General features: G+C 40.8%; 17 protein-coding genes. 5 read left to right on the top strand and 12 right to left on the bottom strand.

Features of this window, described 5'->3' with window-relative positions; translation table 11 throughout:
• The first annotated feature begins 324 nt into the window (after window positions 1–324).
• The 4 genes from QZU58_RS03050 (at window position 325) to csm6 (ending at window position 3,715) form a co-directional block, all read left to right on the top strand.
• Window positions 325–918, top strand: coding sequence for a phosphoribosyltransferase (locus tag QZU58_RS03050; RefSeq protein WP_294494728.1), 594 nt, complete (start codon window positions 325–327; stop codon window positions 916–918).
• A 44-nt stretch (window positions 919–962) separates the two neighbouring features.
• Complete coding sequence (locus tag QZU58_RS03045; RefSeq protein ID WP_294494726.1) at window positions 963–1,550, top strand: hypothetical protein; 588 nt, start codon at window positions 963–965, stop codon at window positions 1,548–1,550.
• Between the two features lie 57 nt (window positions 1,551–1,607).
• Window positions 1,608–2,111, top strand: a complete 504-nt coding sequence (locus QZU58_RS03040; protein ID WP_294494724.1) for an NIF family HAD-type phosphatase — start codon at window positions 1,608–1,610, stop codon at window positions 2,109–2,111.
• 158 nt (window positions 2,112–2,269) lie between these two features.
• Complete coding sequence (gene csm6, locus QZU58_RS03035) at window positions 2,270–3,715, top strand: CRISPR-associated ring nuclease Csm6 (protein ID WP_294494721.1); 1,446 nt, start codon at window positions 2,270–2,272, stop codon at window positions 3,713–3,715.
• 84 nt (window positions 3,716–3,799) lie between these two features.
• Here the strand turns inward: csm6 and rplI are convergent, their stop codons facing one another.
• Genes rplI through rpsF form a run of 3 tightly spaced genes read right to left on the bottom strand, consistent with a single transcriptional unit; the run spans window position 3,800 to window position 4,943 of the window.
• A complete protein-coding gene (gene rplI / locus QZU58_RS03030; protein WP_294462724.1) occupies window positions 3,800–4,252 on the bottom strand; it encodes a 50S ribosomal protein L9 in 453 nt (150 codons plus the stop codon).
• Window positions 4,253–4,293: 41 nt separating this feature from the next.
• A complete protein-coding gene (rpsR, locus tag QZU58_RS03025; RefSeq protein ID WP_031578438.1) occupies window positions 4,294–4,536 on the bottom strand; it encodes a 30S ribosomal protein S18 in 243 nt (80 codons plus the stop codon).
• A gap of 11 nt (window positions 4,537–4,547) precedes the next feature.
• Window positions 4,548–4,943: a 30S ribosomal protein S6 gene (gene rpsF, locus QZU58_RS03020; RefSeq protein ID WP_031578437.1), complete on the bottom strand. Its 396-nt coding sequence runs from the start codon at window positions 4,941–4,943 to the stop codon at window positions 4,548–4,550.
• Window positions 4,944–5,345: 402 nt separating this feature from the next.
• Here rpsF and QZU58_RS03015 point away from each other — a divergent pair, with 402 nt between their 5' ends.
• Window positions 5,346–6,824 carry an SLC13 family permease gene (locus tag QZU58_RS03015; protein WP_294494716.1) on the top strand — a complete coding sequence of 493 codons (1,479 nt, stop codon included), beginning with the start codon at window positions 5,346–5,348 and terminating at the stop codon, window positions 6,822–6,824.
• Between the two features lie 118 nt (window positions 6,825–6,942).
• On the opposite strand, the gene rlmB is transcribed toward QZU58_RS03015, so the two are convergent.
• The 9 genes from rlmB to QZU58_RS02970 all read right to left on the bottom strand — a co-directional run bounded on the left by rlmB (window position 6,943) and on the right by QZU58_RS02970 (window position 17,973).
• Window positions 6,943–7,695 (bottom strand): 23S rRNA (guanosine(2251)-2'-O)-methyltransferase RlmB, encoded by a 753-nt coding sequence (rlmB, locus tag QZU58_RS03010; RefSeq protein ID WP_294460234.1) that lies wholly within the window; start codon window positions 7,693–7,695, stop codon window positions 6,943–6,945.
• Between the two features lie 256 nt (window positions 7,696–7,951).
• Window positions 7,952–9,151, bottom strand: a complete 1,200-nt coding sequence (locus QZU58_RS03005) for an amino acid aminotransferase (RefSeq protein WP_294460236.1) — start codon at window positions 9,149–9,151, stop codon at window positions 7,952–7,954.
• Between the two features lie 277 nt (window positions 9,152–9,428).
• Window positions 9,429–11,804: a TIGR03986 family CRISPR-associated RAMP protein gene (locus tag QZU58_RS03000; protein WP_294494713.1), complete on the bottom strand. Its 2,376-nt coding sequence runs from the start codon at window positions 11,802–11,804 to the stop codon at window positions 9,429–9,431.
• 11 nt (window positions 11,805–11,815) lie between these two features.
• Window positions 11,816–12,328 (bottom strand): hypothetical protein, encoded by a 513-nt coding sequence (locus tag QZU58_RS02995; protein ID WP_294494710.1) that lies wholly within the window; start codon window positions 12,326–12,328, stop codon window positions 11,816–11,818.
• Between the two features lies 1 nt (window position 12,329).
• Window positions 12,330–13,838, bottom strand: a complete 1,509-nt coding sequence (locus QZU58_RS02990; RefSeq protein WP_294494708.1) for an RAMP superfamily CRISPR-associated protein — start codon at window positions 13,836–13,838, stop codon at window positions 12,330–12,332.
• A gap of 20 nt (window positions 13,839–13,858) precedes the next feature.
• Entirely contained in the window at window positions 13,859–15,499 is a 1,641-nt protein-coding gene (locus QZU58_RS02985; RefSeq protein WP_294494705.1) for a hypothetical protein, read from the bottom strand.
• Window positions 15,500–15,627: 128 nt separating this feature from the next.
• Window positions 15,628–15,885, bottom strand: coding sequence for a hypothetical protein (locus QZU58_RS02980; protein WP_294494702.1), 258 nt, complete (start codon window positions 15,883–15,885; stop codon window positions 15,628–15,630).
• Window positions 15,855–16,115, bottom strand: a complete 261-nt coding sequence (locus tag QZU58_RS02975) for an RAMP superfamily CRISPR-associated protein (RefSeq protein ID WP_294494699.1) — start codon at window positions 16,113–16,115, stop codon at window positions 15,855–15,857. Before QZU58_RS02975 ends, QZU58_RS02980 begins: the two co-directional genes overlap by 31 nt.
• Complete coding sequence (locus tag QZU58_RS02970) at window positions 16,108–17,973, bottom strand: hypothetical protein (RefSeq protein WP_294494695.1); 1,866 nt, start codon at window positions 17,971–17,973, stop codon at window positions 16,108–16,110. Before QZU58_RS02970 ends, QZU58_RS02975 begins: the two co-directional genes overlap by 8 nt.
• Window positions 17,974–18,547: the final 574 nt, after the last annotated feature.

Below are 18,547 nucleotides of genomic sequence, written 5' to 3'. Positions count from 1 at the left end.
TAATAACGTCTTTATGCAGATAAAAACACCATGCGTTTTTAGTTGTCATGCCTGAATGCGACTGCCTTAGGACATGCATCCATAATAGGCTTTTCATTCTTCAGTGACTATCAATTTATCACGAACATATGTTTCGCAACACAAGTATTTTTGAAAACGACTTTTTCAACCATGGTTGAAAAACTTTAGGAATAATTCCTGTTTTATCATTGAAAATGTCCGGTGAGGCTCAAAAGCGAAAAATTAGCGAACGGCAGATTTTTCCCAGATCAAAAAGCCTTCCGCAAATAAAACTTTCAACACTAAACATAAGGAATTATTACCATGATTACAGCAAAAGAAAAAATTTATCCTGCAGGAACCGTTAATTACTTCTTCGACTATTATTCAAACGCATGCGAAAGATACTACATTCTTTCTTCTGTGAACCGTCGTTTCAAAAATGCTCTTTGGAAATTTAAGGATGGCACCGCCTGCCCTGACAGAGACAGATTAATTGAAATTCTTGTTGAATACCTTAAGGACATGCCGAACATAAATGACGGTTCATGGTCAGTATTCTGCATTCCTGCATCCAGTGAAGAAAAAAACATCAGGAGGTACACTGACTTAATCAACAGATTAAAAGCAGTACTTCCAAACGTCTGTTTTTTAAATGACCACGTCAAATTTACCGGAACAAAGGAACAGAAACACACTACCGCAAACAGACCTAATATAAATGCCTGTTCGCACATAAAGCTCACTCAAAGCATCTCACGTCCTAATGTTGTCATTATTGATGACATTGTAACCAAAGGCGAAGCAATGATGGATGCCAAGAGATTCTTATCAGCAAAAGGTGCCAAACATTTTAAATTCGTTGCTTTAGGCAAAAACTTTTACGCCATGGAAAATCAGTTAAAAAAATGCGCATAGTCAATGCCCACAGATTATAAATTCAACAATAAGGAAACCAAATTATGATTAATGTAAAAGAAAAAACTTATCCCGCAGGAACCGTTAATTACTTCTTCGACTATTATTCCAACGCCAGCGAGAAATTCAATGTTCTTTCCCAGGAAGATCGCTGGTTCAAAAATGCTCTTTGGAGATTTAAAGACGGCACAGACAGTACTGACAGAAAACAATTAACTGAAATTCTTGTTGAATACATTAAGAACATGCCAAACATAAATGACGGTTCCTGGTCAGTATTCTGCATTCCGGCATCCAGCGAGGAAAAAAGTATCAGAAGGTACAATCATTTAATCAACAGATTAAAAGAAGAACTTCCTGATGTCTGTTTCTTAAATGATTCCGTAAAATTTATCGGGACCAAGGAACAGAAACACACTGCCCCGAACAGACCTCATATCGACGCCTGTTCCCACATAACGCTAACAGGAAGCATCTCCAGACCTAACGTTGTCATTATTGATGACATCGTAACCAGGGGCTGCGCGATGATGGATGCCAGACAGTTCTTATCCACAAAAGGTGCCGAACATTTTAAATTCGTTGCTTTAGGCAAAACCTATTACGCCATGGAAGAGCACCTAAAAAATTGAGCATAGCCGATACTGGCAGTATTATAAACACAACCATAAGGAAAGGGACTCAAATCAATGGATCTCATAATTTTCGATCTCGATAATACTCTTATTAAAACGGATTACCCTGAATTGGATCCAATCAGAAGATCACTGAGAAATGAAAATAATCTGCCGGTACTGAGAGATTTTCTGGGCAAATGCGGGAATCTGACAAGAATTCCTGAAAAAACGCTGAAAAATCTCAATAAGAAATGCAGTTTAGCCGTATTTTCCGGTGCCCCACGCTGCTACGTAAATTACATGCTCTCACATTATTATCCCAATATTGAGTTCAGTGCGGTAATCTGCTACGAAGATGTCGGCAGGATGTATAAGCCGAGTCCATGCGGCATCATCAAAGCCATGAAGAATTGCGGAACGACCTCGCCGGAAAAAGTCATTTACATAGGTGACGATTACAGGGATCGCATTGCGGCCGCAAGTGCCGGATGCAGGTACATGCATTGGAACTGGTACAAAACCGAAAACGAAATAAATTGCAAATTGAACACATTGGAACAACTGTACCCGAAATGATTGAGTCTTCCGCATTACTGTCTAAAATATTATTTACCATACAAAAGCAACACTGCACCGGACTCTTTTTGAAACCAATTACATTTTTTGTAACCGGTATCGGATATCATTTATCTGAGACATGCCAGCCAGAAAACATTTAGGAGATAGATAAAAACATGAACAAAACCGACAGCATAGATATTCTGCTTTCCGTCACAGGCATGACACCACAGGTTGTGACTGAAACCTTATACGCCATTTATAAGGAAACACCTGAACGTTTTCCTAAAGAAATTTATATCATCACCACCAAAAAAGGGGCTGAGGGAGTAAGAAACAATCTTTTGGGTGAAAAAGGCAAATTAAATGAATTTTGCAGAGAATATGGAATTTCTCCAATTGTTTTCAATGAAGACCGTCATCTTAAAATAATTCATGACATTGACGGAGAATTAATTGATGATGCAAGAACAAAGGAAGAACAGGCTGTCATTGCTGATTTTATTTTCAATGAAATTAAAGAACTTACTGAACTTAACCAAAACAACACACCAAAATATCGCATTCATGCTTCAATAGCAGGAGGCCGTAAGACCATGACGTATCTCACCGGCTCTTCCATGAACATTCTGGCAAATCCCGAAGATAGACTGAGTCATGTACTTGTAAGTGAAGCCTTCGAATCAAACAAAGAATTCTATTATCCAACCAAAAGTGAAAACCTTATCCCCGGGAAACAGGAAGGAATATATCTTGACACGTCAAAGGCAAAAGTTGAACTGTCTGAAATTCCTCTGATGCGCCTCAGAACCTTACTTGATAACAAGAACAGCAGTCTCCTTACCGGTTACACACATGCGGTCAACGAAATAAATAAAAGACTTATGATTAATCCGAAATATCTGGAATTAACCGTTGACCCCGGCACATTTACACTTACCATCAGTGAAAAAAAATCTGTCATTCTGAATAATAATCAGATATCTGTTGTTCTTGAACCACGTGAATTTGCTGTTTTTATGTTTATCATAGAAAAAATAAAAAACGGGGAAGGATTTACCATTCCAAGCAGCAAATACAAATATGAATCTTTTATAGATGCCGTGAAATCATTTTTTGAACTTTTCTCCAAGATACCGGTTAAAGATGAAATGTTCCAAAAAAGAATAACTGAAACTCGAGATTCCGAGCTATACGAACTGATAAAAGCAATCAACAGCAAGATCTCCGAATACGCTGAGGAATGCAACATAACAGATCCTGTTATTCCGCCCTACTCAGAAAACACTAACTGGCTTTACACTCTGGCTGACAATGCAAACATTGTTTTAAAAAGATCAGGTAAAAAAGATTTTATAATCCTTAACGGAGATCCGTATGACAGCGGAAGAAATCATAACCTGATTCACCCCGTAAAAATTGAATCCTTCGAACTAAATAAGGACTTCCTGACCTCGCAAAAAGACTTTTGGCAGAACACCATTAAAAACATTAATAAAAAAATTCAAAAAGAGCTACCTAGCACAGATTTGGCCGTATTCTACACAATAACATGTCCGAATAAGGTATACCGTCTCGGTATTCCACCTGAAAACATCCACATCAGAAATCATTTGGATTAACGAAAATTTTTCTTATGAAATAAAAAAGAAGGTGCCTGACGGCACCTTCTTAAATTATGATTAAGAAAATTTAATTCTTACGAATTACTTTTCAGCAACGATAACAACCTTAAGGGTTGACTTAACGTCTGGGTGTAAAGATACGGTGATTTCATATTCACCAACAGATCTTAAAACACCTTCAGATAAACGAATTTCGCTCTTCTTAACTTCAACACCTGCTGCAGTGATTGCATCAGAAATGTCACGAGTACCGATAGAACCGAATAATTTACCTTCATCACCTGCTTTAGCTGCGATGGTTACGGTTTCTAAAGCATCGAGCTTAGCACCGCGTTCCTGAGCAGCAGCTAAATCAGCAGCTAACTTCTTTTCTAACTCAGCGCGCTGAGCTTCGAACTTAGCCAGGTTTTCCTTAGTAGCCATAACGGCCTTTTTCTGAGGGATAAGATAGTTACGGGCGAAACCGCTCTTAACCTTTACCTTATCACCGAGACTGCCTAAGTGAGCAATCTTATCAAGAAGAATAACTTCCATTACCTTTCCTCGGTTAAAAAATTAAAAAATAGAGTTAGGCCTTACTTAATCTTACTAGCAGTGCTATGTAAATCAGTGTAAGGTAATAAAGCCAAGTAACGTGCACGCTTAATAGCTACAGCAAGCTGACGCTGGTACTTTGCACTGGTGCCGGTGATGCGGCTTGGTACAATCTTGCATGATTCAGTGATGTAGTTCTTTAAGGTTGCGGTATCCTTGTAATCGATTTCATCTACCTTTTCAGCAGTGAAACGGCAGAACTTGCGACGACGAAAATAAGCCATGTGATTTCTCCTTATTCAGCATCAGCAGCTACGGCAGCTTTGTTTTCAACACGTTCTTCACGGTTGTCACGAGCATTGCGGTGAGCTTCCATTGACTTCATGATTGGTGAAGGTTCAGTGAATGCCTTCTTTACGCGAGTGATGAGGTAACGAAGAACAGCATCGTTGTAACGGAAACGGTTTTCGATTTCATCAATTGCTGACTGTTCAGCTTCTACGTTTAAAAGAACGTAGTGAGCCTTAGAAAGCTTGTCGATGTGATAAGCGAGTGGACGACGGCCCCAGTCTTCACGACGGTTGATCTTACCACCAGCGGCTTCGATGATGCTAACGCAACGGTCAGTCATGCTAGCAACCTGTTCTGACTGGTCTGGATGAACCAGGAACACAATTTCATAATGACGCATTTAAATGCCCCTTACGGTTAATTAGCCTCTTAGATTCCGGTCTGATCTTTAAGGCAAGGAACGAAATGTTTTGACCGGTAAACGGTGCGAATTATATAGATTTATTGAAAATTAAGCAAGCGAAAATTTGTACAGTCCGCATAATGGGTTCAACTGCCAATAATGTGAGCCCTGCATATTAAATCGGATCAAATATTATAACAGTATCGCAAGAATGGTATCTGTCTATATCTTAAACAGTACATGAACAGTAGAATATTCATCATCCGGCATAGACAAAGCACCAAGCGTCATTTGAATTTCAGTCCCCGTACGTAAACCGGTTACGGCGGATCGATTCAAATAAATCATGCCGTGTCATAAGAATAAGAATAATTATAAATAGCATTAACGGAGTACAACATGCTAACTCGTAAAAACCCCCAACCTGAAGAGCCTGAACTTCCGAAGACTGAGCAGCTTGAAAAAAGAATAATGAAGATTAAAACCATTAAAGTCGGCTTTATCTTACTTGTCACCCTGGTCTGCTACTGTCTGCCGATGATTTTTCCGCAGGCCCTGCCGTTCACTCCGGTTCAGAACATCACCATGTCCGTCTTTGTTGCGGCGGCACTGTTGTGGATATTGGAACCAATGCCGGTTTATGCAACTTCGCTTTCCATTATCGGGTCTCTGTGTCTTTTGGCATCTGACGGAGCAATAACGCCGATAAAGAATTATCTGAAATCGGTGGACGCGGAGCATCTGCTGAGCTACAAATCCGTCTTTAACAGTTTCAGCTCACCGGTAATCATCCTGTTTCTCGGCGGTTTCGCCCTGGCCATTGCCTCAACCAAATATAAGCTGGACATAAATCTGGCCAGAGTACTGCTTAAACCATTCGGTAAAAAACCAAATCTGGTCATGCTCGGTGTTATGTGTGTAACCGGATTTTTCGCCATGTTCATGAGCAATACCGCCACCACGGTTATGATGCTGTCCATGATGGCTCCGGTGTTTGCCTCCGTTAAAGCCGAAGACAAAGGCATCAAGGCTCTGATACTGGCGGTGCCGTTTGCCGCAAACGTTGGCGGCATAGCCACTCCCGTGGGCACTCCGCCGAACGCCATAGCACTGGGTTTTCTTCACGGAGAACACGCCATCAGCTTCGTAAAGTGGATGAGTATCGGTTTCCCTCTGGCCGTAATCTGCATTATTGCGACCTGGTTCCTGCTCAAATTTCTGTTCCCGTTCAGTTCCAAGGAAATCTCTCTTGAAATAAAATCAAAATTCAATACCGACTGGAAGTCCATCTTCGTCTACATCTGTTTCTCCATCACGATTCTTCTGTGGATGACTGAAAAACTTCACGGCATCAACAGCTACATTGTGGCCATCCTTCCTCTCATCGCCTTCACCTGTACCGGCATCATCAGGGCACAGGACATCAAAACAATGAACTGGGACGTAATCTGGCTCATCGCAGGCGGTATTGCCATCGGTAATGCCCTGGAAACCACCGGACTTGCCGCGCAGCTGGCAAACATGGTTGACTACAGTTCCTTCTCAGGACTCATGATTGTCGGAGCCATTGCCGTAATCGGCTGGATTCTGTCAAACTTCATATCCAACACCGCTGCAGCCAATCTTCTTATTCCTATCGCCGTGGCCGTGCTTTCAAGTCCGAGCATCAACACCGGCATAGACATGTCATACTCACTGATGTTCATTGCCCTGGCTCTGTCCTTTGCCATGACACTGCCAATCAGCACCCCGCCAAATGCTCTGGCTTATGCTACAGGCAAAATCAAAAACATTGACATGATTAAAGCCGGCGGCATTGTCAGTGTTCTCTGCATGCTTATGTCTTTTGTCCTGCTCTACATAATCAGTCTGATGTAATGCAGGGAGTCTCCTTCAAGAGTCCCAAATAAAGAGAACCTCATACCCAAATCCAGGGTATGAGGTTCTTTCATTTCAACTCTAAATCATATCCTCACGGATATCCGGAATGGATAATTTATCTGCTCTTTAACATTCTCTGTCTTAAGGCTTCGTATAAACATACGCCAGTAGCAACGGAAACGTTAAGGCTGGTTACCTTGCCGAGCATCGGTAACTTAACCAGTTCGTCACAGTTTTCCCTGGTAAGTCTTCTCATGCCGGTATCTTCCGCACCCATGACAAGGGCCAGAGGGCCGGTCAGGTCGGCATCGTAAATCACCTTGTCAGTTTCACCTGCGGTACCGATGATTCTGATGAATCTGTCCTGTAATTCCTTCATGGTTCTGGCAAGATTGGTAACGTAGAATACAGGTACGCTTTCAGCCGCACCGCATGCAACCTTTTTGGCGGCAGCGGTAAGGGAGGCACTCTTATCCTTTGACGTAATCAGCGCATTGACACCTGCACCGTCACAGCTTCTCAGACATGCGCCGAGGTTATGCACGTCGGTAACATTATCCAGAATGAGCAGAAACGGGGTTTCAGTTTTGTCGAGGAATTCATTAAGTTCATAATCGCCAAGCATTTTGGCACTCTTAACACGGGCAACAACCCCCTGATGAACTCCGCCGAAAACCTTGTCGTCAAGAGTCTTTCTGTTAACCTGATTGACGGTAATGCCCAGTGTGTTCAGAGCAGTTACCACTGCATGCAGTCTGGCATCATCACGCCCCTTAAGAACATACACCTCGATAATTCTTTCAGGCTCATTCTCAATAAGGGCACTTACGGCATGAACTCCGTATACATATTCATTTTTACTACTCATAACATCTCCTGGAGAAAAAGAGAGCTTTCAATCTGTCGGATTACCATTAGAGCCTCCGACATACGAAAAACACATGGCACGAGTTGACGTTTAAAACACTCAAACCTGCCGGATACATATGTAAATCCATTCGTTTCAGTCATGAGAAGCTGAAAAATTACAAATGCATTTACATATATACAATCCGCCGATCAGGAATCTGATCGGCGGATTTGAAGCTTTACCGGTTTAATTCCGGTAAATTTCTGTCAGACTGTTACTTCTGAAGAACTTCGTAAATAGCCTTACATAAAGCATCAATGTTAGAGGTGGTGATACCTGCAACGCTGATACGGCCGTTACCAACCATGTAAATGCCGTAGTCCTTCTTTAAGGTTGCAACCTGTTCAGGAGATAAACCAGAGAATGAGAACATACCGTACTGGGTGTTGATGAAGCTGAAATCAACTGCACAGCCTAAAGCGTTGAGCTTTGATACGAAGAGTTCACGCATGTTCTTGATACGGTCACGCATTTCAGCAACTTCAGCAACCCATTCAGCACGAAGTTCTGGGTTTGAAAGAACGGTGGTAACAATCTTTGCACCGTGTGCAGGAGGATTTGAAATGTTTGCACGAACTGCAATCTTAACCTGAGAGAATACGCGGTCAGCGGTTTCCTTATCAGCTGAAACAACGGTTAAGGCACCGATACGTTCGTTGTAGAGACCGAAGTTCTTTGAGAATGAGCTTGCTACGAGAACTTCCTTGTTGTACTTAAGGAAAGTGCGGATACCGAAAGCATCTTCTTCAATACCGTTACCGAAGCCCTGGTAAGCGAAATCAAAGAATGGAAGAAGCTTGAGTTCAGCAACGAGCTTAGCGAGTTCTTCCCACTGAGCAGCGTTAGGATCCATGCCTGACGGATTGTGGCAGCATGCGTGAAGAAGAACAGCATCACCGGCCTTGGCATTCTTAAGGTCAGCCTTCATGCCTTCGAAGTCGAGGGCACGGGTGTTCTTGTCATAGTATCTGTACTTAGCGGTTTCAAGACCTGCCTTGCCGAATACCTGGAAGTGGTTAGCCCAGGTTGGGTCAGAAATCCAGATCTTGGCAGTTACGTTCTGCTGCTTTAAGAAGTCAGCACCTACTCTTAAGGCACCGGTACCGCCTGGAGCCTGAGTGGTACGTGCGCGATCTGAAGCGATAACTTCGCTGTCAGCACCGAAAACGAGTTCCCTAACAAGCTTACCGTATTCAGGAGTACCAACGATTGGTAAGTAGCTCTTGGTGGTTTCTTCCTTAAGAATGATTTCTTCAGCCTTCTTAACACACTTAAGAATTGGAGTTACGCCTTCATTGGTCTTGTAGATACCTACACCGAGGTTAATCTTATCAGTACGTGGATCATTCTTAAATTCTTCGGTTAAACCAAGAATAGGATCTGCAGGAGCTGCAACGATTTTTTCAAAAAACATGTTTATACCCTTATAAATAGGAAATACCTGTGTTATTTCTTCTTTCGACTGAAGTCATACTCTGCTGATTCCGGTCCAAATACCAGTATTTATGCACCGAAACAGAACACGGAATGTCCCGGTCAAAGCTGACACTCAAAATTGGCGATAATTATATCACAACTCATAAAACTGTGGGAGCAATGTCATAATTTCATCAAATATATTTTCTCAAAAAACAAAAACACGTCATCGGTTTCCCAATGACGTGATTCAATTTAAAACAGAGTGTTATGTCTTAATTATTCAATAAATCGTACAACCTAGAAGCAATAACAAAATTCTTATCCTTCTTTTTCTGAGTTTTACAACTGTCAAGAGCATCCTTTATCAGTTCATCATCCTGTCTGATGACATCCGACATTCTCTGAAGTGTGTCATCGTTGATTTCGATTCCTTTATTCTTCAGATTCTTTAGGAACTGATTAAAGTTTGAAAAACCAAGTTTTTCCCTGTATTTCTCACAAAGTTCTCTGTTCCTTAGCACCTCGACTTCAAGAACATACAACTCGGAACCAGTATTGCTGGAATCAAGAATCTCGTTAAGTCGCCTTTCCAATTCATTCTTTTTATTGGCAGCAACTAATTCTTTTTCCAGTTTATCCTGTTCTTCTTTTCTGTTATTCAGTTCTACCTTCTGTCTTTCCTCTTCTTTTTTACGCTTTTTATCCACATTCTGTTTCCATGTTTTTTCTGAAAAGTCTCCCTCTTCCTTCAGCACGTTACAGACCGGACCGGTATTTTTGCCGTCCGGATAAAATCCCACCTGCTGTTTTGATTTTCCGGCATTCGGTGAATTCTCATAATCCTGTTTAATATTACTAAATTCATCTGGAAAAACGTTATATACTTTCTTAACGTCAAAATCAGAATCTATTTCTGAATTTTTCAGATACATGGTTACAATACTGCTTTGTTTCCAGCAATCCTCCTTGATGGAAAACGGATAATTGATATTCATAACCTTCTCAAATTTAACCAGACAATCTTTTACCAGTTCGACAGTATCGGAAAATTTCTGATATGAAGGGAATTCAAATGATTCTGAACCAAGTTCAAACTGAACAGCTCCGGCACCGAAAGCTCTAGCGTGTCCAAGTAAATGGTAATAGGATGATTTTGAAGAATCTTCGGTTTTCAAACCTTCACCAAATGTCATAACCCAAACAAGGGCTCCAAGTTCTTCAGGTTTCAAATTGTGAAAAACAATCGTACCTTCAAACTCACTGTCTTTTTCAACAAAATTTATTTTGCTCACAACATTCTGGTTATCATTAGCAATATTTGGTTCGGCGAGACGATCTCTTACTTTGTAAATTTTTCTCCCCGCTATTCTGGAACCTTCATCGTAAGGTTTTTTATAACTGAATTTTCCCAGATATTCCGGATAGAAAGACGATTTTGGCTCTGCCAGCACATACTGTTCCACCTTTGTTTTCTTAATATTTATTCCAACCAGATCACTGAAGCCTATTCTGCTGCCCAGGGACATATCATCTTCTTTATTGGAACAGTAACCGAACATCGTAGTCGGCAGATCTGCACCTTCTATTTTGTGCTGAGCCTCCACCAAATCCTTCACTGATTTTTTGTAAACATGACGCATTACCTGACAGAACCCAAGTGAACTGTCTGATTCACTGTTCTTACTTCTCAGATACCATACTGGAAAACCTGCAATGTCATTCATATGCGTGCAGTAGAGGTCAAAAAGCGTGTCTTCTCCCTTCTTTAACGGAGCCATGGACTGTTTTAAATTCTGTACAAGATCAATATCCATATGTTTCCAATTCCGGGGATCTTTCAGTTTATCCTCATCAAAAATGAAAAAGTAATCTGTATACTGATTTGCCTTAGGATTACTCCTGTTATTTGAAACATTCTTATCCATGAACAGAAACATTCCGGCATATTGATGTTTTTCATCCTTTTTTTCGGAAATACTTACAACCTCTTTCCAATAAGTCTTCCTCTGCTTATCTCTGTTTTTTTTCCACTGATTCCTGGATATACCCTCACTATCTTTAATTTCGGCATATACTATAGGAAGCTTCTCTCCTCTTCCATATAGATTCATGATTTTGGTAAGCTTATCAGCTGCTTTTGAATCTTGATTCAGCCCCAGATTCAAATTATCAATTTTTACTGATGCACATACCGGTTTCATCTCAGGATTATATTCCGTCACAAAATATTTCCAGTTCCCATCTTTTTCCGGCTTCACTAAAACAGGAAGTCTGTCAAACATGGAATTATCGGAACTCATTACATTACCGATACTGTGTCTGGATGCATGCTTTCTGTTATAAAAACACTTCATTCGACCGAATGACACGATTTCAAGTGCCGTTCTCAGCATCCCTTTTACGGAAGATCCCGGAATAACGTAACGACCTTCAGAATCTTTTTCCCAATCCAGAACACCTTCGGCATTCTTCTGATGTCCAACACAGATAGGTGTGCTGTTTTTAAGTCTGTACCTTATTTTGCCGGAAATTCCGTCTTTAAAAGGGATGTCGTGACAGGCCTTTTTCGCCCAATCAGGAGTATATACCCAGGAGGACAAAGGAATAAAATTGTAAGGAACAACTATTTTAATCGGTTTATCTCTCATTTTTAAAACCTCTATTTTTCAAAACCTTCAAAAACCTGGGCATAAGGAACCATTCGGTCATCATCATTTCTGTACCAGAGGGCATACCTTACTTTTGATTCATCAAACTCATCGAAATGCAGAATATCCTGTCTTACGCATACTGAAACATGAGTATATACTTCGGATTCTTCGGCTGAAGACTTTTCTCTGCGATATCTGCACATAAGAATCTCTGAATCGTTCAGCCGTTTCACTCTGAGACTCAGACATTCATCCGCAAAAAAGAATTCAGCTTCCAGAAGATCATTAATCTTTTCAACAAGCTTATCTATGTAAACATTGCGCACAACACAGTCAGAAAACATTACCCATGATTCATATTTCTTTTCTGTCAGAGATGAGAGATATTCACAGCCATGCTCATCATCGTAAATTTCAGATTCCGTTTGAAGAATTCCGGAAGAAAACTGAACCTCAAGCTTCTTATCAGTCAGCAGGCTGTTAACGCTGTTACACAGACTTACACTATCCTTATCTGTCATATTATTCCCTTCCTTCCCTATATTCACTAAACACGGCCGTATCTCTTCCAGCTCCTGCGCATATATTGAGAAAACCGTTCTTTAAATCATATACAGTACATCTGAGGGCTTCTCCGATAGGTTTATCTTTCAGTTTTTCCCAACGATCCCTTCGAATGCGTATGGATACATATATCCGCGGATTAACGATTTTTTCCTGACTGAAAAGAGAAGAAGGCATTACACCGCCGGTAAAGCGATCCAAACAGTTATGTGTTCTGGTTACCGCACCAGAGCAGTCTACTCTGCAGTCAGAAATTCTGACTGCGCCTGATTTAACCCCGTCTGGGTTTTCGGGATCATTGGCACCGAATATTTCACAGTAATCATCCAACAGGGCATTTGCCTTTTTACCATTGTGCAGGTCGCTTACCATACTCCCGACATCCAGTGGACTTGCCTCATCCGCAAAGCATTCATTGATTCTGAGATAGTGAAACAGCGTTCTGTGTGCAATAATGCCCTTAACGGTACTGCCCGGAACCAGAAGTTCATATTTAATCTGTCTGAACGTATTGTCTGGATTCCATTCCACAACACCGTCACTGAAACATTTCTGCGGAGTCTGTTCGCTCTTCCGCTCACTTTCCAGATGTTTTATTGTCCTATTACGGCCTTCAGATAATTCTTCAGCTGATTTTCTGCCGTTTCCAAGCCTCCATGTTCCTTTTGATTCAAGCGAAAATTCCCAGCCTTCAGGAATGATGAATGAACCTGAATCTGATAACAAGGAACCTGAGTCTTTAGTGTCCAGCGGTACCTTTCTTGAAGACATAAATCTGCGGATATTGCCGGCCAACTCTTCCGGATGTTCTGCATAATCCCCGATACGGTATTGTTCTGTTTTTATTCCGATAACCTTAAATTGTCCATGTCCGTTTGATGTTCTGGCTCCAATGGAAAAGCCGACAGAACCTATATAACCAAGTAATTGTTCGTATTTTTCAAAGTCTTTATCTTCATCAAGTTCGGCTTTGACATCAAAGGCAAAACGAAGTCCTTTGGGAAGAATCAGGGTTTTAAACAAAGCCTTGTTCTTCGCTGACTTTCTGGAGCTGATACTGCAGTTTGTTCTTTCAAAATCCTTGTCGTTTTCCAGGGTAAACCGGCTCAGCAGAGAATCTTTTCTGATATCTTCCGAGGTAATGATACCTCTCAGTTTTTGGGCATTACCCGGCAATTCTGACACATGATTCAGCATCAGAGCGTCAAAAACGAGCATTCGTGAGGCCTTTCTTTTATCATCATCCATTTTTTCAGATAAGGAACCGAACCAGAAATCAAGTTCTTCACTGAACTTTTCATCAAGAACAGATTTCCATACGCCCGTAAGACTTGTAGCCGGGATATAAGGAAGTCCGTTCCAGTCCCTAGCCAAAGCATCATTTGACAACAGGGTTCGCTCGCCTGAATATATGGACAAAGGCGAAATAGTTTCAATTGTAATTCTTGATAATACAACACTTTTCATAATCTCTAAGCCCTTTCCTGTTAATCCCAGTCTTCCTTATTGAAATCTGATAAGTTGTAATGCAGCAGAGTATCAAAAACGTGCTTTATTGCCCCCAACTTATGACAATCTATAATTTTCATAAACTCTTCTGCAAAGGTGGCATTAGAGCTTTCGTCCGTTGCAAAATGAACATCCCATGTGGTCTTTGATGATTCTCTTTTCTTTTCAGAATCCAGTTTTTTCCGGATTTCGTTCATCACTGATGAATTAGCCCCATCTGACAAAGGTTTGTCATCTGCACCCTTCACATTCTTTATTATCTCAAGCAGAACGCCCCACTGTGAGTTATTAGGTCCCCAGTTAACAACCTGATCCGTCTCTCTTCCATACTGATCGATATCAAGCTTGTCATTAAACAATCTGGCCTGGTTGTAAATTTTCCTAATACTTTTCAGAACAACATGTGCCTGATACTCATAATCGTTATCATCTCTGGTAATACAGGCTTTAACATATGATGTCAGATAATCATAATCATCCTCTATATCAGTCGCTGTACCGAACTGAGGCTCATCTATAACAATTTTATTGAAAAGCGATAATTCAGTACCAGCTTTTATTTCCTGCTTACTGTCTATCCATTCCGGATTTACGAGAACCGTACCAAACCCCTGATGGCGAGACAACCCTATGCCGTGAAGAGATATCTCCTTCAGTTCATCATCTGAAAATACTCTCTCGCCCTTACGTTTAAAACAAATTAAACTGCCTTTCTTGATAAACTGTTTTTCTCCGTCAAGACCATTTCTTTTTCTGTTAAAGAATCTGACGCTTCCCGTTCTGATAAAAGACCTGTCGGCATCATATTCCCAATCAGTCGAAACAAAATCCTTCAGCCAGAAATTGGATGCCTGAGGAATGACCGTAGGCATGCCTGATTTCAAATCAATAAATTCAATATCGCTTACACACCACAAATACAGACTGTCATTCTTGTTATCCACATGTTCCTGCCATCTTCTTATCTTTTCAGAAACGGTTGAATCCAGCAGCTGAAGCCTAACGCGACCAAACTCACTGGATCTGCTCTTTCCCACTCTTATTTCCGTATTGAAAAAATTCTTGATGACATCCGGGCAGGAAACGCTGTCAGGAATATCAACCCATCCCCAAAACGCTTCCATCTTATTGATGAATGAAAGTGAAAACAACTGACTTTCAGCAGCAGTCAGCGTCCTGCAGTCTATGGCCGTCTTAGTTACCGAATCCTTTGTTACGGTATATTTTCTAGCGTCTGCAGACATATATCCAGACCGAACCTGTTTCAGCTGCTTACTGCCGTTTTCTCTTGAAATTACCCTGTTTACAAACGGACTCTCACCTTCTTCGGTACCTTTTTCAAAATACAGACAGCTGATGGCGGGAAGCACAAATTCATATGTGCCATTGTCCTCATTCCTCTTTAACGGAAGACAGTTGGAAAAAACAGATGAATTTGACTGAAAAATAGTGTTCAGTGATTTCTTATCGATATCATGAGCACGATATAAAACTGAGGCCAGTGCCCCTGAAATTGCACTTCCGGGAATATAATCCAGACACTTCTGACTGTAATCGGAATTATGTCTTTCACTTACAGTTACGGAATCAATCATGTTGGCCAAATAATATAATCTCATTTAAATTATCTCCATACTGCATAAACAACGGCCAAACCCACGACGACGCTTTCCCCCAATTTCAGTAATTAAGGAAGATACGCTGTCAAACAGTGCTAGGATATCTGACATGTCCTTTTCGGTTATTCCTAGAGAACTTCTATGGTCCTTAGACTTTTATTTTCAGCGGTACCTGTTTCTTTATTGATTTTGGTGCTCTGAACTGTTTTAAAAAGATAAAACGAATTCTCTTTTCCTATTTTGCTCCTAGCATTTCCGGCTATCTCTGCATTGGTAAAATGAATCAGTCCCTCTGCATGAAGTTCATCCCTGCTGTATCCGTCAACGGTTCCGTTCTGTCCGAAAATCAGCTGGATTAACTTATCGTGAAATTCTTCATCAGACATACTGTCATCATGTCTGTGTCATCATGTCTGAACCTGTCAAACCAACCTGACTTTAACGCCGTTCTGAATGCTTCCCTGAATACACCTTTAATTGACTTTCCAGGAACATACGGAAAACCGTCACGATCCTTAAGGGTTATCTGGTCAGCATAAGCACCATTTTCAACTCCGGAACTGATAAACCAGTAACTTAAAAAATTAATGGTTATCTTAAACTCATAATTACTCATTTACAGACTCCTTCTCTGTCATCATTCCGGCTTTTTTCTTTGCAAGATACTCAGCTGACTGGTGTTCTTCATTGATGAAGTGGTAAGCAACCAGAATATCATCGTTAACTGAAGCCATGTAGTCATGAGACGCATTACCGCATACCTTTCTTATTATCTGTAGATTCTTGTCATCAGGCTGACCGAAACTGATGTGATTCCAGGCAAAAAAGGCTTTTTTCAGAAGGTCTGAGTACTCACTGTAAACACCTCTGCCGTCATCATCACTTTCATGTTTAGGGAAATTCTTTTTTAAAATAAGCTCTTCCCTCCTCTGTTCCTGACTGTTTCCGTTCATCATGTAGCCGGTCATCTTTCTTATTCTGCCTATCAACTTTGAAAGATTCGTGCCGTAAGAATTTCCCCTTTCCCGTACCGAAACAAAATCTCTGATATCCTCCAGCGTGAGCATGCGATCTCTCATGTCCTCTTCAAACTCATCGCGATTTACAAAATACACGCAGTCTCCGGTGGTGATGACACTGCCGTTTTCATAATCGGCGTGTCTGTTGTTGCTTAGAAGTTCACCACTGCTTATTGCCGATGCGCTGGACATTCTGAAAACTCCTACTGCGGAGTAAAGCATGGTATTATTCAAAGAATCCGTATTTTCTGAATTATAAAGACGACACAGCTCATTTTTTTCAGAATCCGTATAATCGTTCAAATCAGGCTTATACTTTGTCAGCTGTTTTGCCTTTTCAGCAAGACCTTCAACAATACTTATACTGTTGAAAAACGGATGAGCAATCTTATTGAAAAGAATGCCTCCGCTTGCCGAAAGATACGGACGGACATTGGCTTTTTTCAAAGCCTCCGAAAGCACCTTGTTTTTACCTATTTCTTCTTTTGAATATTTATAAAAACTCTTACAGAATGAAATAACAAAATCGTATGCAAATCTTGGCTCCAGCAGCAATGTCACGTCGTCACCGCCAAGTACCAGAGGTCTGAACAGAAAATCACCAGGCTCCCCGTTCAGAATATCTTTCATTGCACTGCGCATGGAATTTTGGGTAATTTTCTCGAGCATTTCTGAAAACTGACGCATATTCTTCGAATACTCATCACTTGATTTGTTCTCCAGTGATTTTTTCAGTGTCATCAGAATCTGCCCTATTCCGTTACCATCAAGATGAATCAGTGCTATATCACGTGACTTCTGTGAGTTGTTATCGGTGTAACGGAAAAAATAATCAGAGAGACGTTCTATTCTGTCATAAAATATTTCAGGAATCGTCTGACTGTAAAGATAATCGTTGGCATTTTCATCCTGTGAACGAAGACGTACGTTTGCCAAATCGCTGTATTCATTTTTACCTCTGTTTCTTTTGCATTCAACTGATGCCATACCTGTTCTCGGAGTGGATTGACAAACGGCCGTACCGAAAGGAAGAAGTACTGACGGAGAGTTGAAATTTCTGGTCATTGACTCGAAAGCTTTGCTGAGGGTTTTATGAAAATCTTCACCTTCTTCCAGAGCATCCGTATATGCCATTCCTGGAAAGCATGCCTGGAAATACAGCGTCCAGCACCGGCGGAGTTTCTGCAGATTTGCCTTATTATCAGACCAACAGTAGAAGGAACCCCCTTTTACTCTGAAAAAATGAATTCCGTCACTGCCCTTCTGACTTCCGGAGAGATCTGACTTTTCATACAGGCCAGAGGATTTCATCAGTTTCGATAAATCGCTACCATCACCATCATCAATCATTTTTGCAAGATAATTACTTGCATTAACAACGTCCTTTAATCTTCCGGATCTGGCAAGATAAGATTGGATAGATTTTGCCTCAAACAAATAAATTGCAATTCCCATTTTGACAACCACACTCAAAGCTTATGATTAGAGAAAAGAGCATTCTGATATCGAACATCGGCTACCTGCGTCATAGCCGTACTTCCGTCAGACCTCCCCTCCGAACAGAACTGTTTAAATAACATCTGAACACCTTTTATATCAGACGATTTTTTCAATATATGTAAAAAAAACACATTATTGTGAACCTGATCGAGAATAACACGTTTTATTACTGAAATTCCGCATATTATTCAGAGTTCAGGTGACTGGCATGCATTGTGTCAGCCAAATATTTGCAGGTTTTAATGTCTCGATTAGATTACCGCAGACAACAAGGATGAAGCACCATTCTCAGTGCTTTCGTACATCCGAACAAACAGAATATTTTTCATACATTCAATCAAATTACAGTACTGTCTGTATAACCTGAAATCTAAAAAGTGATATAATTTCTCCCACGGTGATGTTTGGCGTTCTGCCAGAGGGTTTCCTTATTATGATATTAAAATAAACGTTCACATGAACGTTTCGGGACACGGCTGAAATCAGACGTACTCCCTGCTTGTTCATACGTATATTCCGCCGTTGCGGT

It is taken from the genome of uncultured Ruminobacter sp., assembly GCA_902764345.1.
Classification (GTDB): Bacteria; Pseudomonadota; Gammaproteobacteria; order Enterobacterales; family Succinivibrionaceae; genus Ruminobacter.
The sequence above is the reverse complement of the archived record's forward strand: the minus strand, read 5'-3'. Positions and strand labels throughout refer to the sequence as shown.